This is a genomic window from Aquincola sp. J276 (assembly GCF_024700035.1).
Lineage (GTDB): Bacteria > Pseudomonadota > Gammaproteobacteria > Burkholderiales > Burkholderiaceae_C > Aquincola > Aquincola tertiaricarbonis.
In genome coordinates this window covers 462,020-474,067 of the sequence record NZ_JAJONC010000002.1, presented here as the reverse complement: position 1 = coordinate 474,067, position 12,048 = coordinate 462,020, and the positions used below count along the sequence as shown (strand labels likewise).

The 12,048-nt window shown below is 70.2% G+C and carries 12 protein-coding genes; 7 read left to right on the top strand and 5 right to left on the bottom strand.

What is annotated here, in order from left to right; genetic code table 11:
* The first annotated feature begins 7 nt into the window (after positions 1 to 7).
* Together LRS14_RS20010 and LRS14_RS20005 are read left to right on the top strand one after the other, a co-directional pair.
* Positions 8 to 298 (top strand): DUF4936 family protein, encoded by a 291-nt coding sequence (locus LRS14_RS20010; RefSeq protein WP_257800799.1) that lies wholly within the window; start codon positions 8 to 10, stop codon positions 296 to 298.
* The gene (locus LRS14_RS20005; RefSeq protein WP_257800798.1) at positions 289 to 1,170 is read left to right on the top strand and encodes an NRDE family protein; all 882 of its coding nucleotides are present in this window, start codon (positions 289 to 291) and stop codon (positions 1,168 to 1,170) included. The genes LRS14_RS20010 and LRS14_RS20005 overlap by 10 nt, the downstream gene beginning before the upstream one ends.
* 24 nt (positions 1,171 to 1,194) lie before the next feature.
* On the opposite strand, the gene LRS14_RS20000 is transcribed toward LRS14_RS20005, so the two are convergent.
* The 4 genes from LRS14_RS20000 to LRS14_RS19985 form a co-directional block, all read right to left on the bottom strand.
* Positions 1,195 to 2,052 (bottom strand): YbgC/FadM family acyl-CoA thioesterase, encoded by an 858-nt coding sequence (locus tag LRS14_RS20000; RefSeq protein ID WP_257800796.1) that lies wholly within the window; start codon positions 2,050 to 2,052, stop codon positions 1,195 to 1,197.
* Positions 2,049 to 2,972: an alpha/beta hydrolase gene (locus LRS14_RS19995; protein ID WP_257800795.1), complete on the bottom strand. Its 924-nt coding sequence runs from the start codon at positions 2,970 to 2,972 to the stop codon at positions 2,049 to 2,051. The genes LRS14_RS20000 and LRS14_RS19995 overlap by 4 nt, the downstream gene beginning before the upstream one ends.
* Before the next feature lie 123 nt (positions 2,973 to 3,095).
* Positions 3,096 to 4,391 carry an isocitrate lyase gene (gene aceA / locus LRS14_RS19990; RefSeq protein WP_404977596.1) on the bottom strand — a complete coding sequence of 432 codons (1,296 nt, stop codon included), beginning with the start codon at positions 4,389 to 4,391 and terminating at the stop codon, positions 3,096 to 3,098.
* Between the two features lie 240 nt (positions 4,392 to 4,631).
* Positions 4,632 to 5,348, bottom strand: a complete 717-nt coding sequence (locus LRS14_RS19985; protein ID WP_257800794.1) for a type 1 glutamine amidotransferase — start codon at positions 5,346 to 5,348, stop codon at positions 4,632 to 4,634.
* A gap of 144 nt (positions 5,349 to 5,492) precedes the next feature.
* Here LRS14_RS19985 and LRS14_RS19980 point away from each other — a divergent pair, with 144 nt between their 5' ends.
* Positions 5,493 to 6,428 carry an agmatinase gene (locus tag LRS14_RS19980; RefSeq protein ID WP_257800792.1) on the top strand — a complete coding sequence of 312 codons (936 nt, stop codon included), beginning with the start codon at positions 5,493 to 5,495 and terminating at the stop codon, positions 6,426 to 6,428.
* Here the strand turns inward: LRS14_RS19980 and LRS14_RS19975 are convergent.
* Positions 6,425 to 6,904, bottom strand: a complete 480-nt coding sequence (locus LRS14_RS19975; RefSeq protein WP_046114437.1) for an Lrp/AsnC family transcriptional regulator — start codon at positions 6,902 to 6,904, stop codon at positions 6,425 to 6,427. The genes LRS14_RS19980 and LRS14_RS19975 overlap by 4 nt on opposite strands.
* A 156-nt stretch (positions 6,905 to 7,060) precedes the next feature.
* Here LRS14_RS19975 and LRS14_RS19970 point away from each other — a divergent pair, with 156 nt between their 5' ends.
* From LRS14_RS19970 to LRS14_RS19955, 4 genes are all read left to right on the top strand, one after another.
* Entirely contained in the window at positions 7,061 to 8,371 is a 1,311-nt protein-coding gene (locus LRS14_RS19970; protein WP_046114438.1) for an aspartate aminotransferase family protein, read from the top strand.
* A gap of 25 nt (positions 8,372 to 8,396) precedes the next feature.
* Positions 8,397 to 9,704: an FAD-binding oxidoreductase gene (locus tag LRS14_RS19965; protein WP_257800791.1), complete on the top strand. Its 1,308-nt coding sequence runs from the start codon at positions 8,397 to 8,399 to the stop codon at positions 9,702 to 9,704.
* A gap of 94 nt (positions 9,705 to 9,798) precedes the next feature.
* Positions 9,799 to 10,587, top strand: a complete 789-nt coding sequence (locus tag LRS14_RS19960) for a gamma-glutamyl-gamma-aminobutyrate hydrolase family protein (protein ID WP_257800790.1) — start codon at positions 9,799 to 9,801, stop codon at positions 10,585 to 10,587.
* 88 nt (positions 10,588 to 10,675) lie between these two features.
* Positions 10,676 to 12,043, top strand: coding sequence for a glutamine synthetase family protein (locus tag LRS14_RS19955; RefSeq protein ID WP_046114441.1), 1,368 nt, complete (start codon positions 10,676 to 10,678; stop codon positions 12,041 to 12,043).
* Positions 12,044 to 12,048: the final 5 nt, after the last annotated feature.

Below are 12,048 nucleotides of genomic sequence, written 5' to 3'. Positions count from 1 at the left end.
CGGGCCGTTGACGCAGGTCCTGTACGTCTACTACCGGGTGGAAGCCGCCGACCGCGCTGACTGCGTGGCCGCGGTGCGCAGCGCGCAGGCCGCGCTGATGCAGCGTCATCCGGGCCTGGTGGCCGCCGTGCTGTCGCAGGTGCCTGGCCACACCACGCTGATGGAGACCTATGCCTGGTCATCCGCGGCACCCGCGGTGCCGCCCGCATGGTCGGCACTGGAAGCCGAGGTCGGGGCCCGGTTGGGACGCTGGATCGTCGGCACGCGGCATCTGGAGCTGTTCGAGCCATGTGCCTAGCTGCGCTGTCCATCGGCCAGCACCGGCGCCACGTGTTCGTGCTGGCCGCCAACCGCGACGAGTACTACCACCGCCCCGCGGCGCGGCTGGCGTGGTGGTTGCCGGAAGACGGCGGCCCGGCGGTGCTGGGCGGGCGCGACCTGCAGGCCGGCGGCAGCTGGTGTGCGCTGAGTGCCGCCGGCCGGCTGGCGCTGGTGACGAACGTGCGCCGGCCCGGCCACTTCGATCCGCGGGCGCCATCGCGCGGCGAGATCGTGGCCCACTGGCTGCGTGGCAGCGAGGCCTCGTCGCGCTTCTGGGTGCAGGTGGGCCTGGCGGGCTACAACCCGTTCAACCTGATCGCCATCGACTTCACCACCGACGAGCGCTTCTGGTGCGGCGACGAAGCCGCCGCCCGGCGGCTGGACGGCGGGCTGTACGGCCTGTCCAACGCGCAGCTGGACACGCCCTGGCCCAAGGTGCTGGCGCTCAAGCGGGCGATGCGCTCGGCGCTGGCTTCCAGCCGCAGCGTGCAGGGCCTGGCGGAGCGGCTGTTCGAGGCCCTGGCCAGCCGCCAGCCCTGGCCCGATGCCGACCTGCCGCGCACCGGCATCCCGATCGAGCGCGAGCGGGCGCTGTCGCCGGCCTGGGTGCAGCTGAACGGGCCCACGCCGGACCTGCTCTATGGCACGCGCTGCTCCACGCTGGTGATCGTGGAGCAGCAAGCGGAGCAGCGCGTCACCCATGTGCTGGAGCGCAGCTTCCGCCCCGACGGCAGCGTGCAAGCGCAGCGCCACGCGACGCTGCCCGACTGGCCGCCCACCGCCCAGGCGGCGGGCCGCTGGCGGGTGGAGCGGGCGGCGCTGCGCGAAACCGAATACCCGCCGGCCTGACGCGCCGGCGCGGACCGCGGGCTGCTAGGGCGCCCGCCCCATCTCCACATGCGGTATGCCGGCTTCCTCGAACACCTCGCCACGGGTGCCGAAGCCGGCGCGCAGGTAGAACGGCGCGGCGCTCATCTGCGCATGCAGCAGCAGCATGTGGTCGCCGCGGGTGCGGGCGGCGGCGGCCAGCGCATCCAGCACCGCCCGCCCCACCCCGCTGCCGCGCACCACCGGCAGCACCGCCATGCGGCCCAGCCTGGCCACGCCCGGTGCCTGCTGCAGCAGACGGCCGGTGGCCAGCGGCCGCCCCAGGCGGTTGACGGCCAGCGCATGCAGGCAGTCGGCATCGGCCGGATCGCTTTCCAGCTCGGCCGGGATGCGCTGCTCCTGCACGAACACCTGGGTGCGGATGCGGCGTGCCGCCTCGCCCAGCTCGGCCCAGCCGCCCACCTTCACCTCGACCATCGGCTGGCCGGCCTCGAAGGCCTCCAGCACCGCCCGGAATGCCGGCGGCACCGGCCGGCTGGTCTGGGTGGCCGGATCGGCGAAGACGTACACCAGCTCGCCATGCACCAGGCAGTGCTCGCCGCGGAACACCGCGCACTGGAAGACCATGGAGCTGTTGCCGATGCGGTGGCAGCGCACGCCGACGTCCAGCAGGTCGTCCAGCCGGGCCGAGGCCAGGTAGTCCACCGTGCTCTTGCGCACGAAGAGGTCGCCGGCCAGCTCGACCATGGTGTCCTGGTAAGGCAGCGCCAGCGCCCGCCAGTAGCCGGCCACGGCGGTGTCGAAGTACATCAGGTAGTGGCCGTTGAACACGATCTGCTGCAGATCGACCTCGGCCCAGCGCACGCGCAGCCGTTCGGTGAAGCGGAAGTCCTGTCGGTTCATGCGGAATGGCTCCAGGCCTGGCGCAGCGCGTCGGCGATCGCCTGCTGGGCGATGCCGGCCTCGCGCAGCGCGCGGCCCATCTTGATGAAGTCGTGGGTCATGCCGCGCACGATGTCCAGCGCCACCGGCACGCCGGCCATGCGCAGGCGATCGGCGTAGGCCACGCCCTCGTCCACCAGCGGATCGCATTCCGCCAGCAGCACGAAGGCCGGCGCCACGCCTTCCACCTCGTCGGCCAGCAGCGGCGCGAAGCGCCAGTCCGTGCGGCGCTCGTGCGGGATGTAATGGTCGAAGAACCAGCCGATCTCCTCGGCCTCCAGCAGCATGCCTTCGGCGAAGCGGCGGTGCGACTCGGTGTCGGCATGCGCGGTGGTGCCGGGCGTGATCAGCACCTGCAGCGCCAGCGGCAGGCCGATGTCGCGCGCATGCAGCGCGGCCACCGCGGCCAGGGTGCCGCCGGCGCTGTCGCCGGCCACCGCGAGGCGGCTGCCGTCCAGCCTCAGCAGGTCGGCACCGGGGCCGGCCAGCCAGCGCAGCGCGGCCCAGCTGTCGTCCACCGCCGCCGGGAACGGATGCTCCGGCGCCAGCCGGTAGTCCAGCGACACCACTGCGCCGCCACTACGCAGGGCCAGCTGGCGGCACAGGCTGTCGTGCGTCTCCAGGTTGCCAATGGTGAAGCCGCCGCCATGCAGGTACAGCAGCACCGGCAGGCCGTCGTCGGTGGCCGGCGCATACAGCCGCGCGGGCCGGGGCGCGCCATCGCCGCCAGGCAGCTGCAGCGCCTGCACACGTGGCAGCGGCGCGCGGGGCGGCTCCAGCACCTCGGCGGCGGCGGTGTAGGCGATGCGCGCGTCGGCCGGCGACATGCTGCGGAACGGCGGGCGGTTGGCGCGGCGGATGCGCTCCAGCAGCGCGGCCATCTGGGGGGTGAGGGAGGGTGAATGCACCCCCGAAGGATAAACAGCCCATGAAAAAAGGCCCGGAGCAGGAGGTCTCCGGGCCGTGGGGCCTGCCACGCGGCAGGCGACCGATGCAAGCGTGGATCAGTGCTTGTCGAAGAACTGCTCGTCTTCGGTGGAGCCCTTCAGCGCGGCGGTGGACGCCTGCGCCTCGATGGTGGTGGTCACCGCGTCGAAGTAACCCGTGCCCACTTCGCGCTGGTGCTTCACCGCGGTGAAGCCCCGCTCGGCGGCGGCGAATTCCTTCTGCTGCAACTCGACAAAGGCGGTCATGTTGTTGCGGGCGTAGCCGTAGGCCAGGTCGAACATGCCGTAGTTGAGTGCATGGAAGCCGGCCAGGGTGATGAACTGGAACTTGTAGCCCATCGCGCCGAGCTCGCGCTGGAACTTGGCGATGGTGGCGTCGTCCAGGTTCTTCTTCCAGTTGAAGGACGGCGAGCAGTTGTACGACAGCATCTTGCCGGGGAACTTGGCATGGATGGCGTCGGCGAACTTCTTCGCGAAGGCCAGGTCCGGCGTGCCGGTCTCGCACCAGATCAGGTCGGCGTACTCGGCGTAGGCCAGGCCGCGGCTGATGGCCTGCTCGATGCCGTTGGTCGAGCGGTAGAAGCCCTCGACGGTGCGCTCGCCGGTGAAGAAGGGGCGGTCGTTCTCGTCGATGTCGCTGGTCACCAGGTCGGCGGCTTCGGCGTCGGTGCGGGCCAGCAGCACGGTGGGCGTGCCCATCACGTCGGCGGCCAGGCGTGCGGCCACCAGCTTGCTGACGGCTTCACGCGTGGGGACCAGCACCTTGCCACCCATGTGGCCGCACTTCTTGGCCGCTGCAAGCTGGTCCTCGAAGTGCACGCCGGCGGCGCCCGCCTCGATCATGGCCTTCATCAGCTCGAAGGCATTCAGCACGCCGCCGAAGCCGGCTTCCGCGTCGGCCACGATGGGCGCGAAGTAGTCGATGTCGTTCTTGCCTTCGCTCCACTGGATCTGGTCGGCGCGCAGGAAGGTGTTGTTGATCTTCTTGACCACCTTGGGCACCGAGTCCACCGAGTACAGCGACTGGTCGGGGTACATCTCGCCGTTGCTGTTGGCATCGCCCGCCACCTGCCAGCCCGACAGGTAGATGGCCTTGAGGCCGGCCTTGACCTGCTGCATCGCCTGGTTGCCGGTGAGCGCGCCCAGCGCGTTGACGAACGGCTCGGTGGTGATCAGGTTCCACAGCTTCTCGGCACCGCGCTTGGCCAGCGTGTGCTCGATCTGCAGCGAGCCGCGCAGCCGCACCACGTCGGCGGCGCTATAGCCGCGCTTGATGCCCTTCCAGCGCGGGTTCTCGGCCCAGTCCTTCTCGAGGGCGGCGATCTGCTGTTCGCGGGTCAGTGTGGTGGTCATTCGAAGTGCTCCTTTGCGTTGAACGGGGGTCTGAAGATGGCTTCAGCGTAACGACCGCACTCTGGCTTGGGAACACTTATGTCTTATATAAGACCGAAATTCTTTCGCTTGTGAATCAATGACTTATGGAGGTCGTTTCGCAATGCGCAAAGATGTTTTCCATGTTGAGAAATCTTGCTGCGCCGCAGCACCGCCTTGCATCACGATGTGAAACGCGCGTTCAGCATCGTGAAATCCGCATCAACCCGCCGATGCCGCCTCCCACCAACGGGCGTAGACACGGTCGGCCAAGCGGTGCTGCGCCTGCAGGAACTGCTGGGCATCGGACCGCATGCGGTCACCGCTGTGCACCGTGGCCGGGTGCGTTTGCTGCGCCTGCAGGAAGGACGGGTCGCGCGAGGCCGACCAGCGCGCGAGCTTGTCGGCATCCACCTCGATGTGGAACTGCATGCCCAGGTGCGGTCCATAGGCGAAGGCCTGCACCGGGCAGGCCTCATTGGTGGCCACCGACACCGCGCCGCGCGGCAGCTCGAAGGCCTCGTTGTGCCAGTGCATGAAGTGGTGCCGGTCGCCCTGGCCGAACCAGGCCTCGCACTCGGGGCCCGGCAGCATGCGGGCCGGCTGCCATCCGATCTCGGGCAGCGGGGAGCGCAGCACCCGCGCCCCCAGCACCCGCGCCATCAGCTGCCCGCCCAGGCAATGGCCGATCACCGGCACGCCGGTCTCGAAGCCCAGCGCGATCAGGCGTTCGGCCTCCCGCAGCGCCGGCAGCGGATCGTTGGCGCTCATCTCGCCGCCCAGCACCGCCAGCGCCGCATGGCCGCTCAGGTCGGCCGGCAGCGGCTGGCCCTCGGCGGCAAAGCGCAGGTCCATCCCGATGCCCTGGGCGGCCAGCCAGTGCGCCAGATAGGCCGGGCCGTCGCCCTTCATGTTCTGCAGGACCAGCACGGGCTTCATCGGTGCACCTCGCGTCGAAGGCGGTGGGACGGAAATCGGTTCATGGCGCGGGGTTAGCAATCCGGGGGCCCGACTGTGCCCGGTTTGCGGCCGCATCGCCGGCAGCGCCTATCCTCGGGCCCTTCCCGCCCTGCCCGCCTTGCCATGTCCCACTTCGCCTTCCTGGCCCAGAACGGCTTCCTCAAGTGCCCGCCGCTACAGGCCGCGCACCGCTACGGCGTGGCCGGCATCGCCTGGGATGGAGCCACCACCAACCGCCCGGGCGCGCGCCTGGCGCCCCGCGCGATCCGCGAGGCCAGCCACATGCTGTGCGACGGCATCCATCCGCTGTTCGACGTGACACCCGAAGGGCTGCTCGGCGATGCCGGCGACCTGCCGCTGCCCAACACCAGCCTGGTGGGCATGCGTGAGGCGATGCCCGCGCTGGTGCGGCCGATGCTCGCGGCACACCACATGGTGTGGCTGGGTGGCGACCACTCGATCACGTTGCCGCTGCTGCAGGCGCAGGCCGAGCGGCTGGGCCGCCCGCTGGCCGTGCTGCACTTCGACGCCCACTGCGACACCTGGGAAGACCACTTCGGCGAGCCCAGCGGCCACGGCACCTGGGTGTTCGAGGCGATGCAGCAGGGCCTGGTCGACAAGCGCTGCTTCGTGCAGGTGGGCATCCGCTCGGCCGGGCAGCGCGAGGCGCGCGACTATGTGCGCGACCAGGGCGGCGCCATCCACACCGCCCGCGACCTGCGCGGCCTGCAGACACCGGCACAGTTGCAGCCCATCGTCGACGACCTGGCCCGCCGCATCGCCGACCACGGCCGGCCGCCGTTGTACGTCAGCCTGGACATCGACTGCCTGGACCCGGCCTTCGCACCCGGCACCGGCACGCCCGAGCCCGGCGGCCTGGCCAGCCACCAGGTGCTGAGCCTGCTGGAGGCGCTGGTCGACCTGGACTGCGTGGGCATGGACTGCGTGGAGGTGGCACCGCCCTTCGACCATGCCGAGCTGAGCAGCCAGGCGGCCGCGGCCTTCGTGTGGACCTACCTGTGCAGCCGCATTGCGCGCGAGGCGCGTGCGCGGGGCTAGAGGCTGAGCGCGGTGGTGCGCTTGACGGTGCGAAGCACCAGCATCGAGTTGCTGCGAGCCACGCCGGGCAGGTGCATCAGCACGTCGGCATGGAAGCGCTCCAGGTCCTCCGCGTCGCGGTAGGTGAAGCGGATCAGGTAGTCGTTGCTGCCGGCCACGTAGTAGCAGTCGAGGATCTGCGGCTGGTCACGCACCGCGCGCTCGAAGGCCGCGATCACCGGCGCGGTCAGCGTCTCCAGGTTCACGATGGTGAAGCTGGTGCCCGGCTGGCCCACCGCCTTGGGATTGAGCAGCGCCACGTAGCGGTCGATCACGCCCGCCTCCTCCAGCTGCTTGACGCGGCGCAGGCAGGCGCTGGGCGACAGGTGCACGCGCTGCGCCAGCTCCAGGTTGGTGAGCCGGCCATCGGCCTGCAGCTCGGTGAGGATGCCGAGGTCGATCGCATCTAGTTGCACGGCGCTGGACATGTTTCGCATCGGATGCTGTAGCGGGGCCTTTGCGCCGCATCTTATTGCGCCGACAGCTGCACGACCCGGGATATTGCGCAAGCACATTGCGCTGCACTGCTCCTAGACTTTCGCGGCCGGGCGGAACACGCTGTCAGGTCTGCCCACCACTATGGAAAGAGCCGTATGAGCACCACCGAACTCGACGCCTACTGGATGCCCTTCACCGCCAACCGGCAGTTCAAGAAGGCGCCGCGCCTGCTGGCCCAGGCCCAGGGCATGTTCTACAAGACGCCCGAAGGCCGCGAGGTGCTGGACGGCGTGGCCGGCCTGTGGTGCGTGAACGCGGGCCATGCACGGCCGAAGATCGTCAAGGCCATCGCCGACCAGGCGGCCGAGATGGACTTCGCGCCGCCGTTCCAGATGGCGCATCCCAAGGCCTTCGAGCTGGCCGAGCGGCTGGCCAGGCTGACGCCGGCGGGGCTGAACAAGGTCTTCTATACCAACTCGGGCTCCGAGTCGGTGGAGACCGCGCTGAAGATGGCGCTGGCCTACCACCGCGCGCGCGGCGAAGGCTCGCGCACCCGCCTCATCGGCCGCGAGCGCGGCTACCACGGCGTGAACTTCGGCGGCATCTCGGTCGGCGGCATCGTGGCCAACCGCAAGATGTTCGGCCACCTGCTGGCGGGCGTGGACCACATCCGCCACACGCACGATCCGGCGCGCAACGCCTTCAGCGTGGGCCAGCCGGCCCATGGCGCCGAGCTGGCCGACGACCTGGAACGGCTGGTCGCGCTGCACGACGCCTCCACCATCGCCGCGGTGATCGTGGAGCCGGTGGCGGGCTCCACCGGCGTGCTGATCCCGCCGCAGGGCTACCTGCAGCGGCTGCGCGAGATCTGCGACAAGCACGGCATCCTGCTGATCTTCGACGAGGTGATCACCGGTTTCGGCCGCACCGGCCAGCCCTTCGGCGCGCAGACCTTCGGCGTGACGCCCGACCTGATGACGGTGGCCAAGGGCATCACCAACGGCTGCGTGCCGATGGGCGCGGTGTTCGCCAAGCAGCAGATCCACGACGTGTTCATGAACGGGCCCGAGCACCTGATCGAGTTCTTCCACGGCTACACCTACTCGGCCCATCCGCTGGCCTGCGCCGCCGCGCTGGCCACGCTGGACACCTATGCCGACGAAGGCCTGCTCACCCGCGCGGGCGAGATGCAGGGCTACTTCGCCGATGCGCTGCATGGCCTGAAGGGCCTGCCGCATGTGATCGACATCCGCAACATCGGGCTGGTGGGCGGCGTGGAGCTGGCGCCGCGGCCGGGCGAGCCGGGCAAGCGCGCCTTCGACGTCTTCCTCGACTGCTGGGAGCAGGGCCTGATGATCCGCACCACCGGCGACACCATCGCGCTGTCGCCGCCGCTGATCATCGAGCGCCAGCACATCGACCGCATCGTCGACACCCTGCGCACCGCGCTGCAGCGCGTGGCCTGACGCTACCGAGAGCCCGCTGCGCCGCATGCCCTTCCTCGAGGTCGACCGTGAACTGACGCGTCTGTCGTACTACGACGCCACCGCCCCGCGCGGGCCCGCCCATGCGCCGCTGCAGGGCGAGGTGCAGGCCGACGTGGCCATCGTCGGCGGCGGGCTGGCCGGGCTGTCGGCGGCCATCGAGCTGCGCCAGCGTGGCCTGGGCGTGGTGCTGCTGGAAGCGCAGCACATCGGCTTCGGCGCCAGCGGCCGCAACGGCGGCCAGGCCATCCACGGGCTGGCCTGCGACCCGCCGACCATCGAGGCCGAACTGGGCCTGGACGAAGCCCGCCGCGTGTGGGCGATGACGCTGCAGGCGATCGACCTGATCCGCCAGCGCTGCAGCCGCTTCGGCATCGATGCCGAATGGCACGACGGCTTCCTGGGCGTGGCGGTCAACGAGCGCAAGGCCCGTGCGCTGCGCGAAGGCGTGGACCACCTGGCGCGCCACTACGGCTACGAGCAGCAGTGGATCGAGGCGCCCGAGCTGCCGCGCTGGATCGACAGCCCCCGCTACGTGGCCGCCGCCTACGACGCCCGTTCGGGCCACCTGCATCCGCTGAAGTACACCCAGGGCCTCGCGCGTGCGGCCGCCGGGCTGGGCGCCGCGCTGCATGAGGGCAGCGCCGTCACCGGCCTGCAGCAGCGCGGCGACGAGGTGCTGCTGACCACCGCGCAAGGCCGCGTGCGGGCGCGGCAGGTGCTGCTCGCAGGCAATGTGTACCTGCAGGAGTTCGCCCCGCAGCTGGCGCCGCAGCTGGGCCCGCGGGTGATGCCGGTCGGCACCTACATCGTGTGCTCCGAGGTGCTGGGCGCAGAGCGGGCCGCCGCACTGGTGCCGTGCGGCGCTGCCGTTTGCGACAACAACTTCGTGCTCGACTACTTCCGCCCCACGGCCGACCACCGCATGCTGTATGGCGGCCGCGCCAGCTACACCACGAAGACGCCTGCCGACCTGGCCGCCGGCATGCAGCGGCAGATGGCGGGCACCTTCCCGCAGTTGCGCGACGTGAAGGTGGAATACGCCTGGGGCGGCTTCGTCGACATCTCGATGAGCCGGGCGCCCGACTTCGGCCGGCTGGGCCGCAGCGTGTACTACCTGCAGGGCTTCTCCGGCCATGGCCTCGCGCTCACCGGCCTGGCCGGGCAGGTGGTGGCCGAGGCGATGGCCGGTGACGCCGGCCGCTTCGACGTCTTCGCGCGGCTGAAGCACCGCCGCTTTCCGGGCGGGCGGCTGCTGCGCATGCCGGCGCTGGCCCTGGGCATGGCCTACTACCGGCTGCGCGACCTGCTGTGATGCGCCACCCGCACGGTTGCATGAAGCGCCATCCGGCCAAGCCCGCATGCGGCTGCGGTGGCTTGTTGGCACACTTGCTGCATCGCCACTGCCCATGAGCGTGCCTCTGACTGCTTCCAAGATCCCCGCCAAGCCCGTGGTGCTGGTGCCCGCCTGCAACCGCATGCTAGGCCACCATCCCTTCCACATCGCCGGCAAGAAGTACGTCGACGGTGTGCGCCTCGCCCAGTGCCAGCCGCTGATCGTGCCCAGTGCCGAGCCCGACGAGATCGAGGCCCTGCTGGACATCGCCGATGGCGTGCTGCTCACCGGCTCGCCTTCCAACGTGCATCCCCGCCACTTCGGCGAGGCGGTGCTCGACACCACCTTGCCCCTGGACGAACAGCGCGACGCCTGGACGCTGCTGCTCATCCCGCGCGTGCTGGCCCGCGGCATTCCGCTGCTGGCCATCTGCCGCGGCGCGCAGGAGGCCAACGTGGCCCTGGGCGGCACGTTGCACCAGGCGGTGCATGCCGTGCCGCCGCACCACGACCACCGCGCCGACGACAGCCAGCCGGTGGAGGTGCAATACGGCCCTTCGCACGACGTGCTGGTCGAGCCCGGCAGCCTGCTGGACCGCATCACCGGCGAGCCGCGTTTCCGCGTCAATTCGGTCCATGGCCAGGCGGTGAACCGGCTGGCCCCCGGCCTGCGCGTGCAGGCCCGCGCCCCCGACGGCCTGGTGGAAGCCTTCAGCGCCGATGCGCCCGGCTTCAACCTCTGCGTGCAATGGCACCCCGAGTGGCAGGCCGCCAGCAATCCCATCTCGCGACAGTTGTTCGGCGCGTTCGGCGAGGCCTGCGCGGCCTACCGCGACCGCCATCGCCCACCTCCATCCGCCTGATAGTGCGGAGCGCCTCCGCGCCCCGTGCAGTGCCCAGGGCCTTTGTGCCGCCGCCCGCAAGGCGGCACGCCAGACGAACAGGTGCCCCATGGTGGTCAGAGACAACTACACCTTCAGCGAGCTCGAACAGTGGCTCAACAAGAACCGCGTGACGGAGATCGAGTGCCTGGTGCCCGACCTCACCGGCGTGGCGCGCGGCAAGATCCTGCCGCGCGAGAAGTTCACCGAGGACCGCGGCATGCGGCTGCCCGAGGCCGTGGTGGCCATGGGCGTGACCGGTGAGTTCCCGGAAGAAGGCCCCTATTACGACGTGATCAACCCCACCGACCGCGACATGCACCTGCGGCCGGACCCCACCACCGTGCGCATCGTGCCCTGGGCCACCGATCCCACGGCCCAGGTGATCCACGACTGCTTCGACCGCGAGGGCACGCTGGTGCCCTTCGCGCCGCGCTCGGTGCTGCGCCGGGTGTGCGACCTGTTTGCCATCGAGGGCTGGGAGCCGGTGGTCGCGCCCGAGCTGGAGTTCTACCTGGTCGACCGCAACACCGACCCCGACGTGCCGTTGAAGGCACCCATCGGCCGCAGCGGCCGCGCCGAGACCTCGCGCCAGGCGTATTCCATCGACGCGGTCAACGAGTTCGATCCGCTGTTCGAGGACGTGTACGCGTACTGCGAGAAGATGGAGCTGAACGTCGACACGCTGATCCACGAGGTGGGCGCCGGGCAGATGGAGATCAACTTCTTCCATGCCCACCCGCTGGGGCTGGCCGACGAGGTGTTCTTCTTCAAGCGCACGGTGCGCGAGGCGGCGATGCGCCACGGCATGTTCGCCACCTTCATGGCCAAGCCGATCGCCGGCGAGCCTGGCAGCGCAATGCACGTGCACCAGAGCATCGTCAGCCAGGCCACCGGCCGCAACCTGTTCAGCAACGAGGACGGCACGCCCAGCCGCGAGTTCCACTGGTACATCGGCGGGCTGCAGAAATACATCCCGGCGGCGATGGCGCTGTTTGCGCCGTACGTGAACAGCTACCGCCGGCTGGTGCGCAGCAATGCGGCGCCCATCAACATCCAGTGGGGCACCGACAACCGCACCGTGGGCATCCGCAGCCCGGTGGCGGTGCCGGCCGCGCGGCGGGTGGAAAACCGCGTGATCGGCGCCGACGCCAATCCCTACGTGGCGCTGGCGGCCACGCTGGCTTGCGGCTACCTGGGCATCAAGAACAAGATCGAGCCGACACCGGAGTGCAAGGGCGACGCCTACCTGGGCGAGTTCTCGCTGCCGCGCAGCCTGGGCGAGGCGCTGCACCTTCTGCGCGCCGAGAAGGACCTGGCCGAGGTGTTGGGCGAGGCCTTCGTCACCGTCTACACCGAGGTGAAGGAGATCGAGCACGCCGAGTTCATGAAGGTGATCTCGCCGTGGGAGCGTGAACACCTCCTGCTTCACGTTTGAGCGAG